This window comes from Streptomyces sp. NPDC003943, assembly GCF_053605265.1.
In genome coordinates this window covers 52,437-72,343 of sequence record NZ_JBSGIW010000030.1, presented here as the reverse complement: position 1 = coordinate 72,343, position 19,907 = coordinate 52,437, and the positions used below count along the sequence as shown (strand labels likewise).

18 protein-coding genes are annotated in these 19,907 nt (G+C 74.9%); 9 read left to right on the top strand and 9 right to left on the bottom strand.

What is annotated here, in order from left to right; genetic code table 11:
• Positions 1-133 precede the first annotated feature (133 nt).
• On the top strand, positions 134-817 hold the full coding sequence (locus ACWEV0_RS15430; RefSeq protein WP_453149786.1) for a DedA family protein: 684 nt from the start codon (positions 134-136) through the stop codon (positions 815-817).
• Here ACWEV0_RS15430 and ACWEV0_RS15425 read toward each other — a convergent pair.
• The 3 genes from ACWEV0_RS15425 to ACWEV0_RS15415 all read right to left on the bottom strand — a co-directional run bounded on the left by ACWEV0_RS15425 (position 797) and on the right by ACWEV0_RS15415 (position 4,515).
• Complete coding sequence (locus ACWEV0_RS15425; protein ID WP_453149782.1) at positions 797-1,921, bottom strand: MBL fold metallo-hydrolase; 1,125 nt, start codon at positions 1,919-1,921, stop codon at positions 797-799. The genes ACWEV0_RS15430 and ACWEV0_RS15425 overlap by 21 nt on opposite strands.
• Positions 1,922-1,967: 46 nt before the next feature.
• A complete protein-coding gene (locus tag ACWEV0_RS15420) occupies positions 1,968-3,221 on the bottom strand; it encodes an aminotransferase class I/II-fold pyridoxal phosphate-dependent enzyme (protein WP_453149781.1) in 1,254 nt (417 codons plus the stop codon).
• Between the two features lie 124 nt (positions 3,222-3,345).
• Positions 3,346-4,515 carry a sulfite oxidase gene (locus tag ACWEV0_RS15415; protein WP_453149780.1) on the bottom strand — a complete coding sequence of 390 codons (1,170 nt, stop codon included), beginning with the start codon at positions 4,513-4,515 and terminating at the stop codon, positions 3,346-3,348.
• Positions 4,516-4,636: 121 nt separating this feature from the next.
• On the opposite strand from ACWEV0_RS15415, the gene ACWEV0_RS15410 reads away from it, so the two are divergent.
• From ACWEV0_RS15410 to ACWEV0_RS15400, 3 genes are all read left to right on the top strand, one after another.
• On the top strand, positions 4,637-5,173 hold the full coding sequence (locus ACWEV0_RS15410; protein WP_453149779.1) for a GNAT family N-acetyltransferase: 537 nt from the start codon (positions 4,637-4,639) through the stop codon (positions 5,171-5,173).
• 118 nt (positions 5,174-5,291) lie between these two features.
• A complete protein-coding gene (locus tag ACWEV0_RS15405; RefSeq protein ID WP_453149778.1) occupies positions 5,292-5,810 on the top strand; it encodes an N-acetyltransferase family protein in 519 nt (172 codons plus the stop codon).
• Between the two features lie 107 nt (positions 5,811-5,917).
• A complete protein-coding gene (locus ACWEV0_RS15400; RefSeq protein WP_453149777.1) occupies positions 5,918-6,757 on the top strand; it encodes a methyltransferase domain-containing protein in 840 nt (279 codons plus the stop codon).
• Here ACWEV0_RS15400 and ACWEV0_RS15395 read toward each other — a convergent pair whose 3' ends face one another.
• Positions 6,758-8,725 (bottom strand): DUF5107 domain-containing protein, encoded by a 1,968-nt coding sequence (locus tag ACWEV0_RS15395; RefSeq protein WP_453149776.1) that lies wholly within the window; start codon positions 8,723-8,725, stop codon positions 6,758-6,760.
• A gap of 136 nt (positions 8,726-8,861) precedes the next feature.
• Here ACWEV0_RS15395 and ACWEV0_RS15390 point away from each other — a divergent pair, with 136 nt between their 5' ends.
• Positions 8,862-9,194 (top strand): DUF6204 family protein, encoded by a 333-nt coding sequence (locus tag ACWEV0_RS15390; RefSeq protein WP_453149775.1) that lies wholly within the window; start codon positions 8,862-8,864, stop codon positions 9,192-9,194.
• Here ACWEV0_RS15390 and ACWEV0_RS15385 read toward each other — a convergent pair.
• The 4 genes from ACWEV0_RS15385 to ACWEV0_RS15370 are packed head-to-tail and all read right to left on the bottom strand — an operon-like array spanning position 9,182 to position 10,623.
• Complete coding sequence (locus ACWEV0_RS15385; RefSeq protein ID WP_453149774.1) at positions 9,182-9,745, bottom strand: GNAT family N-acetyltransferase; 564 nt, start codon at positions 9,743-9,745, stop codon at positions 9,182-9,184. The two genes, ACWEV0_RS15390 and ACWEV0_RS15385, sit on opposite strands and share 13 nt — an antisense overlap.
• 22 nt (positions 9,746-9,767) lie before the next feature.
• A complete protein-coding gene (locus ACWEV0_RS15380) occupies positions 9,768-10,013 on the bottom strand; it encodes a pentapeptide repeat-containing protein (protein ID WP_453149785.1) in 246 nt (81 codons plus the stop codon).
• Positions 10,014-10,036: 23 nt separating this feature from the next.
• A complete protein-coding gene (locus ACWEV0_RS15375) occupies positions 10,037-10,384 on the bottom strand; it encodes a hypothetical protein (protein ID WP_453149773.1) in 348 nt (115 codons plus the stop codon).
• Positions 10,381-10,623 (bottom strand): DUF1049 domain-containing protein, encoded by a 243-nt coding sequence (locus tag ACWEV0_RS15370; protein ID WP_453149772.1) that lies wholly within the window; start codon positions 10,621-10,623, stop codon positions 10,381-10,383. The genes ACWEV0_RS15375 and ACWEV0_RS15370 overlap by 4 nt, the downstream gene beginning before the upstream one ends.
• Positions 10,624-10,801: 178 nt before the next feature.
• Between ACWEV0_RS15370 and ACWEV0_RS15365 the strand changes: the two genes are divergently transcribed.
• Complete coding sequence (locus tag ACWEV0_RS15365; protein ID WP_453149771.1) at positions 10,802-11,560, top strand: GntR family transcriptional regulator; 759 nt, start codon at positions 10,802-10,804, stop codon at positions 11,558-11,560.
• 79 nt (positions 11,561-11,639) lie between these two features.
• Positions 11,640-12,749 carry an adenosine deaminase gene (locus tag ACWEV0_RS15360; protein WP_453149770.1) on the top strand — a complete coding sequence of 370 codons (1,110 nt, stop codon included), beginning with the start codon at positions 11,640-11,642 and terminating at the stop codon, positions 12,747-12,749.
• A gap of 190 nt (positions 12,750-12,939) precedes the next feature.
• On the opposite strand, the gene ACWEV0_RS15355 is transcribed toward ACWEV0_RS15360, so the two are convergent.
• Positions 12,940-13,962, bottom strand: a complete 1,023-nt coding sequence (locus ACWEV0_RS15355) for a translation initiation factor 2 (protein ID WP_453149769.1) — start codon at positions 13,960-13,962, stop codon at positions 12,940-12,942.
• Between the two features lie 100 nt (positions 13,963-14,062).
• On the opposite strand from ACWEV0_RS15355, the gene ACWEV0_RS15350 reads away from it, so the two are divergent.
• Positions 14,063-18,436 (top strand): hypothetical protein, encoded by a 4,374-nt coding sequence (locus tag ACWEV0_RS15350; RefSeq protein WP_453149768.1) that lies wholly within the window; start codon positions 14,063-14,065, stop codon positions 18,434-18,436.
• Positions 18,437-18,477: 41 nt separating this feature from the next.
• Positions 18,478-19,884, top strand: a complete 1,407-nt coding sequence (locus ACWEV0_RS15345) for an esterase/lipase family protein (protein WP_453149767.1) — start codon at positions 18,478-18,480, stop codon at positions 19,882-19,884.
• The last annotated feature ends 23 nt before the right edge of the window (positions 19,885-19,907 follow it).

Here is a 19,907-nt window from a genome sequence, read left to right as displayed (position 1 = left end):
TGGCGGGGCCGGCCGGCGGGCGGGCATGGCCGGGCGGCGGGCCGACGCCATCGGGCGGCAACGGGGAGGCGGGGCCGGGCGGCGGGCGGGCGCGGTCGAGTTGCCGCGGGCGGGCGCGGTCGGGTGGCGGGCTGTGATCGGGCGTCTGGTGGCGGTGGTGCGGGAGCTGCCGCCCGAGTCGACGCAGCAGGCCGTCGGCTATCCCTCGCTCTTCCTCCTGGTGGCGCTCGGCGCGCTGGTGCCGGTCGTGCCGACCGGCGCGATCGTGAGCTCGGCCTCGGTGGTGGCCTTCCACCAGACGGAGCCGCTCTCGCTCCTCTTCGTGTTCCTGGTGGCGTCCTGCGCCGCGTTCCTGGGCGATCTGGCCCTGTACTGGCTCGGGCAGCGCGGGGTGCGGTCCCGGGGCGGCTCGCGGTGGCTGGCGTCGTTGCGCGGCCGGGTCACGCCGGAGCGCCTCGCGCACGCGCAGGAGCGGCTGGAGAGCCATCAGGTGTCGGTGCTCGTGCTGTCCCGGCTCGTGCCCGCCGGCCGGATCCCGGTGATGCTGGCGTGCCTGCTCGCCGGGATGCCGCTGCGGCGGTTCGCGCGGGGCGATCTGCCGGCGTGTCTGGCGTGGGCGGCGACGTACGCGCTCATCGGCATCCTGGGCGGTTCGCTCTTCCCCGAGCCCTGGGAGGGCGTGGTGGCGGCGGTGGGACTGACGGTGCTGATCAGCGCGGTGCCGCCGGTGTGGCGGAGGCTGCGCCTGCAGCACGGCGAGATGCCCGCCGAGTCGCGTGACGAGCCACGTGACGAGTCACGTGACGAGCACGCGTGAGGCTCCGACCCCCAGGTCCCACAGGTCCTCGCGGGGCAGTCCGGCCATCTCCCAGGCGGCGCGGACCCGGGTGAGGGGTTCCAGGACGGGCTCGGCGGAGAGCACGAAGGTGGCCCAGTGCATGGGGGCCATCCGGCGCGCCCCGAGGTCCTGGAAGGCGCGGACGGCCTCCTCGGGGTCGGTGTGGACGTCGCCGAGCCACCAGCGCGGGTGGTAGGCGCCGATGGGAAGGAGCGCGAGGTCGATGCCGGGGTGGCGGTGGCCGATCTCGCCGAACCAGTGGCCGTAGCCGGTGTCGCCCGCGAAGTAGACCCGGCGGCCGGCCCGGTCGCGCAGCACCCAGCCGCCCCACAGCGAGCGGCAGGTGTCCCGCAGGGTGCGTTTGGACCAGTGGTGCGCGGGGACGAAGTCGAAGCGCACGCCGCCGAGTTCGGCCGCCTCCCACCAGTCGAGCTCGGTGACCCGGCTGAACCGGCGCCGGGTGAACCAGCGCCCGAGCCCGGCGGGGACGAAGACGGGAGTGCGGCGCGGCAGTCGCTTCAGGGTGGGCGCGTCGAGGTGGTCGAAGTGGTTGTGGCTGATGACGACCGCGTCGACCGACGGCAGGTCCTCCCAGCGGACGCCGACGGGGGTGAGCCGGGCCGGTGTGCCGAGGATGCGGCGGGACCAGACGGGATCGGTGAGCACGGTGAGGCCGCCGATCCGTACCACCCAGCTGGCGTGTCCGGCCCAGGTGACGGCGAGCGTGTCCGGCCCGGCCTCGGGCAGCGGGCCGGGCTCGAAGGGCAGCCGCTGGATGTCCCGGAGCCCGTCGGGCGTGGGGCGGACGGCGCCCTCGCGGGCGAACCGGGCGATGGCGCGGACGCCGGGCAGCGGCGCGGTGAGCCGGTCGGCGAAGCTGCGCGGCCAGTCGAGGCGCAGCCGGCCGAGGGGCTGGAGCGCGGAGGGGGGCGGCGGGGCGGGAGCGACGGGGGGCGGGGCGGCGGGAGCGACGGGAGGCCGGGCGGGGGGAGCGGCGGGGTCGGGGGCGGGGGGAGCTGCGGTGGTGTGCGGGGTGCCGGCGGAGTGCGGGGCCCCGGGCGGCCGGGCCGTCTGTTCCGTCATCTCTGCTGCCTCCGTCTGATGCTGCGGTGTCTGTCAAGTGACCTTGCTACTGGGAGAGTCGGGAAAGTCGGGAGAGTTCGTCGAGGGCGGCTCCGAAGCGGATCAGTGCCGCCGCCACGTGCGGCAGTTCTTCCGGGGCCGGCGCGGTGAGGGCCTCCGTCCGCTCCTCCTCGCTGGTCCCCAGGAAGGCGGCGGTGTCGAACCTGACGCGCAGCGCGCCGAGTTCGTCGCCGAAGCGGTGGCCGCCGGGCACCGGAGTCCCCAGCCGAGCCGTGAGGTGGTTCTCGAGTTCGAGGGAGTCGGTGACGCCTCGGGTGGCGAGTCCGGCGCGCAGCGGCCCGAGGTCGGCGTAGAGGTGGCGGCCCGCCTGCGGGGGCCTCGCGAGGGCGCCCGCGGCGAGCACGGCCTGGTGGGCGGCGGCGGCCACCCGTCCGTGCAGACGGGCGGTGAGCCGGGCCCGTACGGTCACGTCCTCGGGTTCGTCGAGGGCGTGCGCGGCGGCGGGCGCGAACGGGCCGGGCACCAGGGCGCCGAGCGCGGTGAGGATGTCGAGGGTACGGGCCCGGGGGTCGCCGTAGCCGTCGGCGCGGGCGCCGGCGGTCGGCGGGAAGCGGGCGACGGCACAGGGCCAGGCGGCGGGGGCGAGGGCGCCGGCCAGGTCGGTGAGGACGGTGACGTCGTCGGGGCACATCTCGGCGGGACTGAGCAGCACGGTGTCCTGGGGCCGGTGCAGGGTGTCGCGCCAGGTCTCGTCGCTGATGATGTGCAGCCCCTCGGCGACGGCCGCCTCGCACGCCTCGCGGAGGATCTCGGGCGGTGCGACGGTGGCCGTGGGGTCGTCGGCGACGGAGAGCAGCAGCAGCCGGGGGTGGCCGCCCTCGGCGCGCACCCGGCGGACGGTCTCCAGGAGGGCGTACGGGTCGGGCACGCCGCCGCATTCGGCGGGCGTGGGCACGTGGTAGGCGGGCCGGCCGAGGAGCCGGGCCTGCGGGGTCCACCAGGCGGGGCAGGGCCGGGGCAGCAGCAGGTCGCCGCCGTGGGCGGCGATCAGGGCGAGCAGCAGGGGCGGGGCGCCGGGGGCGGCGACGACGTCCTCGGCGTGGGTGCGCAGGCCGCGCCGCCACCAGTAGCCGGCCGCGGCCTCGCGGAGGACGGGTCCGCCGCCGGGCGGTTCGGGCGCGGTGCGGTCCGCGGCGGCGGCGAGCACGGCGGCGAGGCGGGGCAGCACGGGGAGTCCGGGCTCCGGCGCGGGCGGCCCGTAACGCACCGGGCCGCGACCCTCCGGGGCGGTCTGCCGCATGTCCCGAACCTCCCGAACCTCCGAACCCGGACCTCCGTGGCCTCGAGCCCACAGAGCCCTTTATACGGAGGTTCGGGACGGTTCGCCCCTCAGGCGAGGGTGAGGCGAGGGTGTGAGGCGCGGGTCAGACGAGAGTGAGGGGGTGCCGGACGGTCGCGTTGAAGAGGTAGCCCTGGGTGTTGTGCACGGCCCGCTCGGGCTGGGTGTTCCCGGCGGCGTCCGTCACCCGGGAGAGCAGCGTGGCGGGTCCGGTGCGGTGCGGGTGCCAGGGCACGGTCCAGCGGACCCAGCCGTTCGGGCGGGGGACGTCGAGCAGCCTGGCGGGCCGCCAGTGGGCGCCGCCGTCGACGGACACGTCGACCTGGCGCACGGGCGCGAGGGCGGACCAGGCGCGGCCGGTGAGCCGGTGCGTGCGTCCGGCCTCCAGGGTGGCGCCGAAGGGCAGCTCGTACGCGCTCTTGAGGGTCTGCCGGGTGAGCGGGGCGCTGCCGCCGGGCGGGTACGCCTCGCCGAACATCCGGTAGTACTCGGTGGTCCACGGCGAGGCGAGCGGGGCGCGGGACACCTCGATGTCGCCGAGCCACTTGATGGAGGCGATGCCGACCCAGGACGGCACGACGAGCCGGACCGGGTGCCCGTGGTCGTACGGGAGCGGCTCGCCGTCCATCTCGTACGCGAGGATGACGTCGTCCAGCGCCTTGGCGACGGGCAGCGGGCGGCGCACCCTGCCCAGGCTGACGCCGCCGGTGACGTACTCGTCGTCGAGGCCGCGCGGCATCACGTCGACGGCGTCGGCGGCGATCCCGGCGAGCCGCAGCACGTCCGAGAGCCGGGCCCCGCGCCAGCGGGCGGCGCCGATCGCGCCGAGCGTCCAGGGGGTGCCGGTGACCGTCTCGCCCTGCTGGGTGGCGTAGAGGCTGCGGCCGTTCCCCGCGCACTCGATGACGGCCGTCCGGCTGACGGCGGGCAGGTCGCGCAGCTGTCCGTAGCTGAAGTGCACGGGACTGCGGCCGTGCAGCCCGTCGCCCCAGACGGTGAGACGCCAGTCGGCGGCGTCGAGGACGGGGGTGGTGGTGTGGTTGCGGACGAAGAAGCGGGCGTTGGGCGTGAGCAGGCCGGTGTCGACGAAGGACTCGTAGCGTGCCTCGGCGTTGGTGCCGCGGATCGTGAAGTACTCGGCCGGCAGCGGCTTGACGATGCCGGGGGCGGCGGCGGCCGGGACGGTTCCGAGCGCGGACAGGGCGGGCGCGGCGGCGAGCGCCTTGAGGAGCGTGCGGCGGGCGGGGGCGGTCATGGGGGTCAGGGTAGGGGCGGGGCGGGGGCGCGGGAGGTCCGTTCACGGGCCTGTCATGTGAGGCTCCGTCAAGTCGAATCCGCGCTCGGCGTCACACGAGGTCATGAGGCAGCCTGTACGCATGACCGCACCCGAGCCGACCCGTCTCACCGCCGCCCCGCTGCGCAGCGCCCGCCTCGACCTGGAGCCGCTGCGCCTCGACCATGCCGCGGAGATGGCCGAGGCCCTCGCCGATCCCGCCCTCCACACCTTCATCGGCGGCGCGCCGCTTCCCGAACCCGCCCTGCGCGCCCGCTACGTCCGCCTCCTGGCCGGCCCGCCGGAGCCCCGGTCGGCGGCCTGGTGCAACTGGGTGCTGCGGCTGCGCGAGAGCGGCGCGGCGATCGGCACCGTCCAGGCCACGGTGACGTCCGACACCGCCGAGATCGCCTGGGTCCTCGGCACCGCATGGCAACGCCGCGGCCTGGCCCGCGAAGCCGCGGCGACCCTGGCGGACTGGCTCCGCGAACAGGGCGTCCCGTCCCTGGTCGCGCACGTCCACCCCGATCACCACGCCTCGGCGGCGGTGGCCCGGGCGGCGGGGCTCGCACCGACGGAGACGTTCGAGGACGGGGAGCGGAGGTGGGAGTGGCACGGACCGGCGCGGACCCAGAGGTAGTCAACTGACCTTTCTCGACCGGCGGCTTGATCGCATCGACCGGCCGGTCGACGATCCGCGTCCGGGCGGCCCGGAAACCGGTGGCCGGCGCGCCGCGGCGCCGCCGACAATGCCCGCCATGCCGATTCGCATCGCCCACGCCTCCGACGCGCCCGCCGTCGCGGCCGTCCACGTCCGCTCCTGGCAGGCCGCCTACCGCGGCCTGATCCCCGCCGCGTTCCTCGACGGGCTCGACATCGCCGAGCGCACGACGGTCTGGCGCGACCGCCTGTCAGCTCCCGGAGCGCCGACGCTGCTCCTGGCCACGAGCGACACGGGAGCCGCCCAGGCCTTCTCCTGCTTCCGGGCCTGGCCCGGCAAGGAGTTGGACCCGGCGTTCACCGCGGAGCTGTCCGCTCTGTACGCCGCGCCGGAGGCGTGGGGGCGCGGGGTGGGGCGAGCGCTGCTCGGGGCGACGGTGGCGGCGATGGGGGCGGCCGGGTTCCGGGAGGCCGGGTTGTGGGTGCTGGAGGGGAACGCCCGGGCGCGCGCGTTCTACGAGGCGGCCGGCTGGCGCCCTGACGGCGCGGCCGTCGTCGAGGAGAACGGCGGTCTGGCACTGCGCGAACTCCGCTATGCACGGGGCCTGTTCAGCTAGTGGGTCCACATGGTGAGAACGGGGTCTCATGATGCGAATGATCGGCGTACCGTGATCAGCACGCACCACACACCGCACCGCACCCACTCACCCCTGGGAGCCCGGCCATGCCCCACGCCGACGAAAACGCGTCGTCCACCCCGCACGAGACCGCCGTCTACACCCACGGCCACCACGAGTCCGTCCTGCGCTCCCACGCCTGGCGCACCGTCGAGAACTCGGCCGCCTATCTGATCCCCGAGCTGCGTGCAGGGCTGGACGTCCTGGACGTGGGCTGTGGGCCGGGGACCATCACGGCCGATCTGGCCGCGCGGGTCGCGCCGGGGCGGGTGACGGCGGTGGACTCGGCCGAGGACGTGCTGGAGAAGGCTCGGGCCGCCGCGGCCGAACGGGGCGCGGCGAACGTGGAGTTCGCGGTCGCCGACGTCCACGCGCTGGACTTCCCCGACGACTCGTTCGACATCGTGCACGCCCATCAGGTGCTGCAGCACGTGGGCGACCCGGTGCAGGCGCTGCGCGAGATGCGGCGGGTGTGCCGGCCGGGCGGCGTGGTGGCGGCGCGGGACAGCGACTACGGCGCGTTCACCTGGTTCCCGCAGTCGCCGGGACTGGACCGCTGGGCCGCCCTGTATCGGAGCGTGGCCCGCGCCAACGGTGGCGAGCCGGACGCCGGCCGGCGGCTGCGCGCCTGGGCCCACGAGGCCGGGTTCGGCGACGTCACCTCGTCCGCCGGCGTGTGGTGCTTCGCCTCGCCCGACGAGCGCGCGTGGTGGAGCGGCCTGTGGGCCGACCGCACCACCGAGTCGGTGTACGCCCGGCTGACTGTCGACGGCGGCCACGCGACCCGCGAGGAGCTGACCTCGATCGCGGACGCGTGGCGCGCCTGGGGCCAGGAGCACGACGCCTGGTTCATGGTCCCGCACGGCGAGATCCTGTGCCGGGTGTGATCACTCGTCGGTCGCGCGCATCCTGAACTCGTATGCGGCGGGCAGCGGTTCGTCCGTGATGCGGGACCACAGCTCGCCCAGCTCCTCCGCGCCCTCCCGCAGGTCGGCCACCTCGAAGCCCGCGTCGAAGACGGCGCGGGCCTCGCCCGGCCGCCCCTCGGCGAGCAGCAGCCGGGCCTCCAGGTAGCGGAAGGCGCCGCGGGCGCGGACCTCGTCCGGGAGGCGGTCCAGGACGGCGCGGGCGTCGGCCGTGCGGGAGACGTCGAGCAGGGCCGGGACCGCCTCGCGGGCGAGGGCGGCGGCGACGACCGGGTCGCCGCCGTCCCGGTCCCGGGCCTGCTCGTCGAAGGCCTCCGCGTACCGCTCGGCGGCCCGTTCCGCATGCCCGTCCTCGCGGTCGGCGACGGCCAGGCAGTAGAGCAGGGGCCAGCGCTCGGCCGCGTTCTTCAGGCCGCGCTCCCAGCTCCGTACCGCCTGGGCCAGATCGCCCGCCGCCCACTGCGCGACGCCGAGGTGGTACTCGGTGACGGGGTCGGCGGGCGCGGTCTCCAGCATGTCGCGCCACGGGTCGGCGACCGGCGTCGACCAGAGTGCGGCGCCCGGCTCCGGGACGGGAAGCGCACCCGTACGCAGGAGGTCCACCCACGGCCGCTGCTCCTCGCCGATCAGCGATTCCGGGAACGGCGTGCCCGGCAACTCATGGCCGCCGCGCAGGACTTCGAGCGCGCCCCAGCCCGATCCGGTCGCGAGCAGCGGCCCCGGTTCGGCGTCGGCGCCACGCGCCCGCCACTCCTCGTACTCCGCCTCGACCCCGGCGCGCGGCAGCGCCTCCGCGAGGGCGTCCTCGACGCTCGCGCGCGCGGCCGCCCAGTCGGCGCCGTGCACCGCGGCCGGGTCGGCGCTCAGCGGCCCGTACACCTCCAGCCAGGAGACCTCCTCCCCCGCCTCCAGCGGCGGATGCTCCAACTGGGTGCGGGCGAGCCCGGCCTGGATCTCGGCGTAGCCGGGCGTGCCGGGCTCGGTGAGCCACTCCTGCCAGCGCCGGCCGCCGGCGCCGGTCCCCCACACGAAGAGCTTGCGGCCGAGCAGCCCGTCGGTGGAGGTCTGCACGAGCCCGGCGCCGTCCACGTCGAGTGCGGCGATCCAGCGCCGCTGTCCGTCCGGCAGCGCGTAGAAGTAGTCGGCGGCGTGCGGGGAGTGGAGGGGGTACGTGCGGTCGGCGCCGTCCGTCGTACGGGGCACCGGGACGCGGCGCAGGGCGCGCTCGTAGCCGTGGTGCCAGGCCGACTCGGCGGGGGCGAGGATCCGGCGGTCCTCGGGGACGGCGGTGTTGGACCACCAGTAGCAGGGCACGGTCCGCTCGTGCGGGTTGCGGATCCGGACGGCGACCCGCAGGTGCTCGGCGCCCTCCGGCAGCCACAGGTCGACCTGGAACGGCAGGTCGCGCAGCCGCTCCCACTCCCAGAGCCGGAGCATCTCGCCGCCGTCGGGCGCGGGGACGACCGCCGCGTGCAGCGGCGCGCAGGAGAGGGTGCCGTGGCCGCGGGCGCCGATGTTCCACTCGATGCCGCCGGAGAACCAGGCGCCGTTGAGGGCGAACGCGGCGGGCTGCAACACCGGGTTGCGGTAGAGGAGTTCGCGGCCGCTCGACTTGTGGAGGAGGGAGTGGACCCGGCCGCCGAGGCCGGGGAGCACGGTGACGCGGAGCCGGTCGTTCTCGATCACGATCGTGTCGAGCTCGGTGGGGGTGCGCTCGCGCCCGTACCCGTCGCGCACCCGGGTCGGGAGCAGCGTGCGCAGCGGGCCGCGTCCGAGCTGCCGGGCCATGTCGCGGGGCAGCGCCGCCCGGTCGCGCGCGTCGACCGCGGGGATTCTGGCCTTCGTGAGCAGACGGAGCGCGGGCAGCGGGTTGTCCGGGCCCAACGGCGCCGCGGGCAGGGTGAGTACGGCACGTCGTACGGTCGTCATGTCGACCATGGAACACGCCGGAACCACCGCTGGCCAGGGGGTGGACAACCCGCTCGGGAGGGCTTGACCGAGAAATTCCGTTGCGGTGCGCACCCGCCGACCTAGGCTTGGTCCGTTACCGAGAGAGGCGCGGGGAATGAGCGAGAAGCACACCTACCGGGTGATCGTCCGGGGCACGTTCGACGGACTGTCGGAGGAGAGCCGCACGCGGCTGCTCGCCGAGGTCGACGAGCACGGCCTGTCGGCGATGACGTTCACGGAGGAGGGCTCGCTCACCTACGACCGCGCGCTGAAGCACTTCTCGTACCGCCTGGTCGTCGTCTCGGACGCGGCGGACGGCGAGGAGATGGCGGGCGCGCTCGCGGAGGACCGGGTGGAGACGGCGCTCAAGGAGCTGGGGCACGGTTACAAGGGCCTGCGTTCGACGGTCACCGACCTCGACACCATGAAGATCAACTACAAGCGCTGAGGCGCGCCCGGCCCGGGTTCGGCGGTGATCGCCCAGCGCTCGTGGTCCCGCCAGGCGCCGTCGATGAACAGCATCGCGGGCGAGAACCCTTCGAGCCGGAAGCCTGCCCGCCGCACGAGGGCGCGGGAAGCCGTGTTGCCGGGCTGGATGTTCGCCTCCAGGCGGTGCAGCCCGAGCGGCCCGAAGGCGTACGCGAGGACGAGCCCGAGCCCTTCGGTGAGCAGCCCGCGCCCGGCGGCGTGCGCGAAGGCGCCGTAGCCGAGCGCGCCGGAGAGGAAGCCGCCGCGCACGATGTTGTTGATGTTGATGAATCCCGCGATCGAGCCGTCGGCCGTGTCACAGACGAGGAAGCCGGCCCGGCACGGGTTGCCGGTCAGCTGTCCCGCGTAGGCGGCGTACGCCTCTGCCGTCAGCGGCGGGAAGAGCCAGGGCGCGTGCAGCTCGCGGCTCTCCCGCGCCCGCGCGGTGAATTCGTCGGCGTCGGCGGCCGTGAACGGCCGCAGCCCGACGCGGGTCCCGACCGCGACGTACTCACCAAGATCACCAGGCATGGGGCCACTCTAACGACGAGGATCAAGGACCGCACGGGGCGGCGCCCCACTGAGCGCCGCGTGGCTCGGCGCCGCGTCGCTCGTGGCCGCCGAGCTCAGCGCCGCCCAACTCTGCGCCACCCAGCTGAGCGCCACCTCTCAACGCCGCACCCCTCAGCACCGCGCCGCTCAACGCCGCTCCACTCAGCGCCGCTCCACTCAGCGCCGCGCCAGTCACCACCACCACCCCGCTCAGCACCGCACCCCTCAGCACCGCCCCGCTCAGCACCGCCCCGCTCAGCGCCGCCCCGCTCAGCGCCGCGCCGCCGTCACCCGCGCCGGGCACGTCTCGCCCTTCTTCACCACGCCCACCACCACCCGGCCGCGTGCCTGCCGCGGCGTCCCCGGCGCCGGATGCTGCGTGCAGACGCGCCAGTTCGGCGGCCAGAGCACACGCCGGTCGGCGCCCGCCACGTCGTGGACGTCGAGACGGGTGCGCGGGTCGAGGCCGGTGAAGACCCGCCAGAGGCCCTGGCCGAGGAGGTCCGGCGTGGCCTGCTCCTCGGGAACGTCGGCGCCGGCGAGCGACTCCGCCGAGCTGACGGCGACGGCCGCGAGCGCGAGGAGGGCGCCGGCGCCGAGGACGGTCGCGCGTCTCACTTGCGCCTCCGGGCGGCGAGGTAGTACCCGCAGAGCCCGCCGAGCAGCGTGGTGGCGAGCAGCGCGAGGTAGAGCGGCATGGACACTTCGGGGATCAGCAGCCTGATCCGCACCTGCCGGGTGTTCTCGAAGATCAGGACGAGCAGCAGGACCACGACGGCCGCCATCGCGATCCGGCCGGGGGTCACGACTCCACCGGCCCGGGCCCCGCCCGTGCTCGATGTCTCCCTGGGACTCATGGCCGGCCCTCTCCTCCGTCGTCCCGCCCGTCGTCAGTCCCACCAGGATGGGCCGCTTCCCGCCTCTCGGCGCCCGCGGAGAGGTCCGTACGAGTGACTTGTCAGACAACGCGAGCCGACTACGGTAGTCGGAGGAAGGTACGGAAAGTACGAGCAGGAGCAAGCCCGAGGAGGTCCCGTGGCAGCCGCCGGACAGCGCGGACAGCAGCGACGCCCGGTCGTCGCGCTCTACGAGCGGATCGCGGACGCCATCCACGACGGAACCTACCCGCCGGGCTCCACCCTCCCCTCCGAGCCCAAGCTGGCGGGCGAGCTCGGCGTCAGCCGACCGGCCCTGCGCGAGGCGCTGCTGCTGCTCCAGGAGGACGGGCTGCTCACGGTCCGGCGCGGGGTGGGCCGGACGGTCAACGCGCATCCGCCGCGGCGCGGCTTCGAGCACGTACAGGCCCTGGAGGAACTGCTCGGCGCGGCCGCGCCGCTGCGTGTCCGCGGGCTGCTGCGCACGGTCGAGGAGCCCACCGACTTCACCACCCAGCACCTGCTCGCCCCGGCCGCGGCCGAGCTGCGGTTCTGGGAGTCCCTGCTGGTCGGAGAGGCCGGTCCGGCGGCGCTCAGCCATGAGTGGGCGGCGGCCGACGAGGTCCTGGAGCAGGCCCATCCGGGCTTCGCCGAGGCGCTGCGCACGACGGCCGCGCCGGACCGCACCTCCATGCTGGCGGTGCTCGCGGGCGCCTCGCGGGGCGTGCCGCTCGCCGGGCACAGCGCGGTCACGGCGACGCTGCTCGGCCGCCGCAGGGGCGAGCAGCTGGGCCGCTCGGCCGACACCCCGGCGGTGCTCGTGACGCAGGTGGTACGGGTCGACGGCACGCCGGTCCTGGCCGCCAAGCACATGCTCCCGACGGGCGCGCCCGCGCTGCCGCTGCTCCAGTCGAACTGAGGCGGCCGGCCGGGGCGGCCCGCGGCCTGTCGCCACCGTCACATCACCACCCTCCCCGGGTGGCGTACACTTCCCGGCCATGCACTTGTCTGACAACCTCACCGCTGCCGCTTCCCCCGCCGCTTCCCCCGTCGTCGCCGACTGGATCCGGCGGGCCCCGAAGGCCGTCCTCCACGACCACCTCGACGGCGGTCTCCGCCCCGCCACGATCGTCGAGCTGGCGCGGGCCTGCGGGTACACCGGGCTGCCCACCGAGGACCCGGCCGAGCTGGCGGTCTGGTTCCGCGACGCCGCCGACTCCGGCTCGCTCGAGCGGTACCTGGAGACCTTCGCCCACACCTGCGCGGTGATGCAGACCCGCGAGGCGCTCGAGCGCGTCGCGGCCGAGTGCGCCGAGGACCTGGCCGCCGACGGGGTCGTCTACGCCGAGATCCGCTACGCCCCCGAGCAGCACCTGGAGGCCGGGCTGACCCTCGACGAGGTCGTCGAGGCGGTGAACCACGGCTTCCGCGAGGGCGAGCGCCGCACCGGGGGCCGGATCACCGTCCGCGCCCTCCTCACCGGTATGCGTCACACCGACCGCTCGCTGGAGATCGCGCAGCTCACCGTCGCGCACCGGGACAACGGCGTGGCGGGCTTCGACATCGCCGGCGGCGAGATCGGCAACCCGCCGGCCCGCCACCTGCCCGCCTTCCAGCACCTGAAGCGCGAGAACTGCCACTTCACGATCCACGCGGGCGAGGCCGTCGGTGCCGAGTCCATCCACGAGGCCGTGCAGGTCTGCGGCACCGAGCGGATCGGCCACGGCGTGCGGATCACCGACGACATCGCCGACGACGGCACGCTGGGCCGCCTCGCCTCGTACGTCCGCGACAACCGCATCGCCCTGGAGGTCTGCCCGACCTCCAACCTCCAGACGGGCGCCGCCAAGGACTACGCCTCGCACCCGATCGACGAGCTGCGCCGCCTCGGCTTCCGCATCACCCTCAACACGGACAACCGTCTGGTGTCCGGCACGACCATGAGCGAGGAGTTCCAGCACATGGCCGACACCTTCGGCTACGGCCCGGAGGTCTTCGAGGAGTTCACGGTCGCCGCCCTGGAGTCCGCCTTCCTCCCGCTCCCGGAGCGCCGGCGCCTGATCGACGAGCTGATCCGCCCGGGCTACGCGGCCCTCACGACCGCCTGACCGACCGGGTCACCCGCCCCGGCGGCTTACGAGCCGGAGGCGTACGAGCCCGTACCGTACGGGCCCATGGCGTACGGGACCCCCTCCCCCGTACGCCACCGGCCGGGCCGGGCCCGGGGCCGGCCCGCCCCGTACGAACAGAGCCCGCCCCGTACGGGCACAGCCGCCCCGTCCGAACCGAGCCGGCCGCTCAGCCGGCCGCTTCCGCCTTCGCCTCGGCCCGCGCGACGGCCGGGGCGATGGCCCGCTCCACCGCGAGCCGGCCCTCGCCCGCGTCGCCGAGGCGGCGGACCATCAGGCGCACGATCGCGTGGAAGAAGAGGGCCGGCCCGCACGGCGTCCACTGCTCGCGGTTGTCCGGGTCGAGCAGGAAGTCGAGGACGGCGTCCGGCTCGGCGGGAACGAAGCGGAACTCGGTGTGCTCCCACTTGTCGTCGACGCCCCGGCTCCAGCGGTCCCGCAGGTCCGCCTCGCTCAGGTCGGGCAGCACGGCCAGGAAGAAGGCGGCCCACTGGTGATGGCCGAGGTCCATGCCGAACGACAGCAGCTCGATCTCGCAGGCGTCGCTCCGGTGCACCGCCAGCTCCTCGCGCAGCGCGCGGCGGGCGGCCCCGAAGAGGTCGGGCACACCGTCCTTGAGGTCGTGCTTCCCGGAAAGGCCCTCGTTGGCCGAGGAGTTCCAGAATCCGGCGTTGCCGCCGACGGTGGCGCTGCGCCGGGAGAACAACATGCGGTTGTCCTTGCCGGTCACCACGGCCACGTTGGCGCCGAAGCTGCTGGACAGGAACCCGTTCACGGTCACCGGATCCCGGCCGGCCAGATAGTGCTCGCGCAGGGTGAACCCGGCGCCGTCGCCCTCCTCCAGGCGCCGGGAGTCGAGCTGCTGGGCGGCGAGGAAGGTGAAGTAGTCCGAGGGCGAGAAGCGGATCTCGACGATCGGGTCCTCGACGTCGTCGCTGCGGGTGACGGCGATCGTCTCGACGGCGAACCGGGGGTGGTTCCAGCGCCGGTCGGCCCCGGCGACGGCCCGGGTGCGCTGCTCCTCCTCGATCTCCTGGCGCCAGCGCCGTACGTCCTCGGGGAGGTAGACCGGCTCGTCGGCGTCAAAGTAGATCTTGAGGTTCTCCTCGACGATCGGACGGGTACCGTCCCCCTCGAAGACGTAGCAGTCGGTCTGCAGCGGTCCGATTCGAATGGGATCGCGATCTGTCACGGCAGCCTTTCCCGAGCTGTGAACTGCAAGGTTTCGCACGACAGTTGCACAGCGGTCGAGATGGTTGCAACATCCTCACCAGGGGGCACGGGAGGCGGGTGTGGTGGGCGGCGCGGGGGTGCACGGCGAGGCGTTCGTCGTGTGTGTCGACGAGTACGACGGTGCCCCGCACGCCCGGCTGGAGTCGGCCCGCCGCTGCGCGGAGGACTTCCGCGCGCTGGCCCGCCGGCTCGGCTTCGACGCCGACTCGCCGGTGATCTCGGGAACCAAGCAGGAGATCGACGAGGCACTCGACGTGATCCGTCGGTCTCCGGCGAGGCGCAAACTCGTCTACTGGGTGGGGCACGGCTTCGCCTACGGCAGGAACCGTGTCGGCCTGCCGTCCCGGGACTTCGACCTCCGGACGAAGGACCCGATGTTCTATCCGCACGAACTCGGCCGCTTCCTGATCCGGCTGAGCGGGGACGTCCTGTTCATCGTCGACACCTGCCATGCCGCCGACTTCGCTTACGACGTCTACAAGGAGTACGTCGAGCTGGAGGTCGCGGCCGGGATCCTGCGGCCGGGACCGCCGGGCGCCGGCATGCCCGGCCGGAGCATCGGCTGCCTCGGCACGGTCGCGGGCGACGACCTCGCCCAGGTCGGGCTCTGGCTGGGCGCGTGGCGGCGGCTGGTCGACACGCGCGACCAGGAGTTCCGCGAGGAACCGCTGTGGAACGCGTACGCGCGGGCCGTGCACGGGGCGGTGGTCCTCGAAGCGGTCCACCACGTGCTGGCCGACACCGCGGGCGGTGACCGCGTCACGCCCCAACTCCACGGCGGCAACCGGCTCCTGGGCTTCTTCGTCAATCCGCACTACGACCCCTCCGCGCGTCCCGTCTCCGCCGCCGCGCCCACCCGGCGGCAGGAGCTCCTCGGCGAGCAGGTGCAGCGTCTGCTGCGCGGCCGCTTCGCCGGGCTGCTGCTGGAGGAGGACGACGTGCCGTTCGTCGGACGACGGCACTCGCTGGCCCGGATCACGGAGTGGCTGACGTCCTCCGGGCGCAACGGCATCATGGGCGTCACGGGCGCGCCCGGCAGCGGCAAGTCGGCGCTCCTCGGGCAGATCGCGCTGATGACGATCAAGGACACGCCGCAGTTCCGCGCCCTGCCGCCGGGGCGGCGCAGCAGCCTCGCGGGGGCGATCTCCGCCGGCATCCAGTGCCGTGGCCGCAGCGCCCTGGAATGCGCCCGCGAGCTGGCCCTGGGCATGCAGATCCCGGAGCCGGAGGCCGGCTGGAAGGACGTCGGCGAGGCGGTCCTCGCGCTGATCGCGGCCTGCCGGGCCGAGGGTGAGGCCGCCTTCCTCGTCGACGGGCTCGACGAGACGGACCCGGCCCATCTCGACGCGTTGGTCACCGAGGTGCTCGGTCCGCTGGGTCAGCAGCCGAACGTACGGATCCTGGTCGGCACCCGCCCCACGGCCGGACAGGCCCTCGCGCTGCTCGACGCCACCACGCACGACCTGGACACGGTGCACGACCGCGCGGACGACATCGCGGAGTACGTGACGCACCGGCTGTCCGGGCCGGACTCGCCGTACCGCGCGGACGCCGGGCTGCGCGAGGCGGTGGCCCGGGTTCTGGTGGAGCAGAGCCAGGGCGTGTTCCTCGTCGCGCGGCTGCACTGCGTCGCGCTGGTGCGCTCCGGGCGGGCGCTCGCCGCGGACGGCGAGGAGTTCCGCGGTCTGCTCGCCGCCGGCCTGGAGGAGGCCCTCGAACAGGAGGTCCGGGACCTCGACCGGGTCGCCTCGGCCGGCCCCGGTGGCCCCGTGCCCGCCGGCTGGGCGCGCGGACTGCTGCTGCCGCTGGCCCTGTCGTACGGCGCGGGACTGCCGCACGCCGACGACATCTGGCTCGACGCGGCGCGGCGTCTGGCCGACGCGGACGGGCGGACCGTCGCATATTCCGCGGACGACATCCGGCGGATCCGACGGGTGGCCGGCGCCCATGTCGTCGAGTACGGAGAGGCCGGCCAGCCCGTCTACCGGCTGGGCCACGAGGCCCTCGCCCACCACCTCCTGGCGGGCACCGGCCGGACCCGGGCCGAGCTGCATGCGGTCATGACGGACGTGCTGCTGCACAGGCACCGGGCCGTCTACCGGGGGCGCGGCGCCACCAACGCGTACATCGCCCGCTACGTCACCGCCCACGCCGACGCCTGCGGCCGGCTGACCGAGCTGGCGGAGGACGCGGAGTTCCTGGTCAATGCGGAGCCGGAGCGGCTGATCCGGCTGCTCGACCGGCCGGGCGCGGCGGCCACGGAGCGAACGGAACTCTACCGCCGGGTCGCGGAGGAGCTCACCGGCCGGAGCCCGGCCGGGCGTTCGGCGCTGTTGCAGGCCACGGCGCTCTACCAGCAGCCGGAGTTACGGGCCTGGGCCCGCTCCCCCGAGCTGCTGTTCTGGACGGACGAGTGGACGACGACCCGGCCGGTGCCGCCGTTCCGCACGCTGAAGGTGCCGCAGGGCGATGTGCGGGCGGTGGCCGCCGACGGCGACGGCCGGGGTCTGCTCGCGGCGGGCGAGCGGCTCTGGCACTGGCCGCGGCCCGGCGGCCGGCCGGTCTTCCTGCATCGCTGGCTGGGCAGCGGCGCGTTCCACGCGCTGACAGTGGCGCCGCTCGGGACGCCGGTGACGTCGGCGCCGCTCGAAACGGCGGTGACGGCGGTCGCGGACGCCGAGCGGGTCGTCGTGTGGACCTCGGAGTCCGGGCCGGTCCAGGTGTACGGGTGGGGGTCGCGGATCGGCGACGTGGCGGCCGGATCCGCGGGCGGCACCGCGCTCGTCGTCGCGGCGAGCGGCACGACCGTCTCCGTGTGGGAGTGGCGGGACGGCCGCCCCCACCACCGGGGCTTCTGGCCGTGGCCCGGTGCCGGCCCGGTGCAGAGCGTGGCCGTCGGCGCCCTCGACGGGCTGCCGTGCGTGCTGGCCGCCGGGGACGGCGGGGCGGTGGTGTGGGACGCCCGGACCGGCGAACGGCTGCTGGCCTTCGGCGCGGACGGCGGTCGGGCCGACGCCCTTGCCGCCACCGTCTCGGACACCGGGCTGCATGTCGCCGTCCTCGGCACGGCCCGGCCGCAGGTGCGGGTGTGGCGGGTCCGGCGAGTCGCCGACGGGGCGCCGCCCGGCGCCGAGCTGATGCACACGGCGGCCCTGCGGCACGCGTCCGGTTCGGCGGTGGCGCTGCGGGACGACCCGGAGGGGCTGCTGGTGGCGGCGGTCGACGGAGGGGCCGTACGGCTGTGGCGGGTGCGGCACGGCGCACGGGACGGAGTCGGGGACGGGCCCCTGGAGAACGAGGAGTTACCGGCTCTGCCCGGGCATCGCACTCAGCCTCGCTCGGTGGCGTTCCTGCGCGATGACGAGGGCTCCGTGTGCGTGGCGGACGGCTCCCGGATCCGGGTGTGGCAGCCGGCCGCCGGCGCGCCCGGATCCGGGGCGGCCGGGGGCGGCCCTCGGACCGGGATGCCCAGTTCGGGAAGCGGCCATGTGGGGGCGATGACCGGGGCGGCCGGGGGCGGGGGCGGCGCGGTGGCGCTCGCCGCGGAGAACACCGTCCGCGTCTGGGACCTGGGCGGGCGGCACCTGGCCGACGACCGGGTCCTCGACCGCGTCTCCTCGCTGGCGCTGCGCGGTGCCCCCGGGGGCGACGAGACGCTCTGGCTCGCGGTGGGCGGGCACCACCCCGTCCACGGCCCCTGTCTGCGGGTGAGGACACTGGCCGACGAGGCCGGTAGGGACTTCCGGCTCGACGTGCACCGCGACAGCAGCGTGACCGCCGTGGCGCTGGCCGGCGACGGCGGCGCGGTCCAGGTGCTCGCGGCGACCGACCGGTACATCCGCCGCTGGGACGTCACCGGCGGCGAACAGCGGCCGAGCCTGCACGTCGGCGTCGGACGGATCGAGCATCTGACGGCCGTCGAGACATCCGGCGCCGAGCCGTTCGTGGCGGCGACGGCGGGCGACTCCGTCTGGGTCTGGCCGGGCGCGGAGCCCGGCATACGGCCCCTGCGCTTCCGGCTGCCGCGGCTCGCGCACCCCGTGCCGGCCCGTGCGCTGGCCGCCACCCATGACGCCGGGGGCCGGCCGCTCGTTGCGGTCGCCACCTCCGCCGGTGTCTTCACCGGTTCCCTGGACGACCCGCTGGAGGACGGCACCGGCCGGCGGTGGCTCCGGTTGCGTACCGAGGTCGCCGACGTCCGCTCGCTGGCCTTCTGCGCGACGGCGGCGGGCCGGCTCGTGCTCCTCGGCGCGAGCCGTACCCGGATCGTCCACGAGTGGGCCGTCGACGGCCCGGGCGAGGACCGGGTGCTGCCGGACCGCGGCTTCGACGTGCACCAGGTGTTCGCCGCCCCGGCCGCGTCGGGGCTGCTGGTCGCGGCGGTGGGCAGGGAGCGCATGGACGTCCTGCGGCTCGACGAGCGTCGCGGCTGACGCCGGTCAGCGGCATGACACGAAGGACTGAAAGGAGAGAGATGTCGAACGACTTGGTCGTCTTCGTGCCCGGAATCATGGGCAGCGTGCTGCGCGATGCGGAGGGGAAGGATGTCTGGAACCTCACCCCCGGCGTGGTCGGCAGCGTGCTGTTCGGCCTGGAGCGCTACTTCGAGCGGCTCACGTTGCCGCCCGGCATCGGCAACGAGACGCCGGATGCGTCGGCGCCGCACGCGCTGTCCCCGGACGGGCTGCTGAAGGAGCCGCGCATCTGGCCCGGGCTGATGCCGCACGTGGCCTACAAGAAGCTGGCCCGGCACCTGGGCGGTCTCGCCGAGGGGCGGATGGTCGTCTTCCCGTACGACTGGCGCCTGTCCAACCGGCATTCCGCCGGGCTTCTCAAGGTCTTCGTCGAACGGGAGCTGGCCCGCTGGACGGAGGAGTGCCGGGGTCGGGGCGAGAGCGGCGAGCGCGCGCCGAAGGTCGTCTTCGTCTGCCACTCCATGGGCGGGCTGGTGGCGCGCTACTACCTGGAGGTGCTGGGCGGCCGGGAGACCGCCCGGTCGCTGGTGACGATCGGAACGCCGTACGCCGGCGCCGTGAAGGCCGTCCAGGCGCTGACCGGGACCTTCCCCGGCCGGAAGTTCCGGGCCGTGCCGGTGCGGCTGCGCGAGCGGCTGATCACGGCTGCGCGCAGCATGCCGGCGGTGCACCAGTTGCTGCCCACGTACCAGTGCGTGGACGGGCATCCGGGCGGCACCCGGCTCGAGGACGTGTCCGTGCCGGATCTGGACACCGCGATGGTGCGCGACGCGTTCGAGTTCCGCCGGGAGCTCGCCCGGCACATCCGGGACAACGCCGAGGCGGACCGGGCCGCCGGCCGTCCCGATGCCTATCAGCTGTTCGCGTCCGGTGGCCGCGGCGAGCCGACGGACGTGCTGCTGCGGCTGTCCGCCGGGGAGGTCACGTACGCCGACCGTTTCCCCGACGACAACCGCTGGCAGGGCGACGGCACCGTGCCCTGCCTTTCCGCGACGCCGCCGGACTGGGCCGACGGCGCACGGGTCGACTGGTTCCGGCTCGGCCACACGGCCCTGCCGAACGATGTGCATCTGCACCGGCAGTTGTTGGACCGGTACGAGGCCCTGGAGCACCGTCCGTACCAGACGCTGAGCATGGGCTTCGGCGTCGACGTCCCCGAGGCCGTGGCCAAGGGCGAGCCGCTGGAGGTGGCGGCGGTCTCGGAGGAGGACGGGCTGTTCCTCGACGGGCGTCTGGTCTCACCGGCGACCGGCGAGGTGCTGGAGCGGCGCCGGCTGCTCCCGTTGGACGACGGCCGGTACCGGGCCGTGTTCGATCCGCCGCCGGGGCTCTGGCTGGTCGAGGTGGAGGCCCCGCGGGTGCCGACCGCGCCGGTGCAGCAGGAGACGGTCGTCGTCCTGGACTGAGCCGGTCGGGCTCGCGCCGTTCG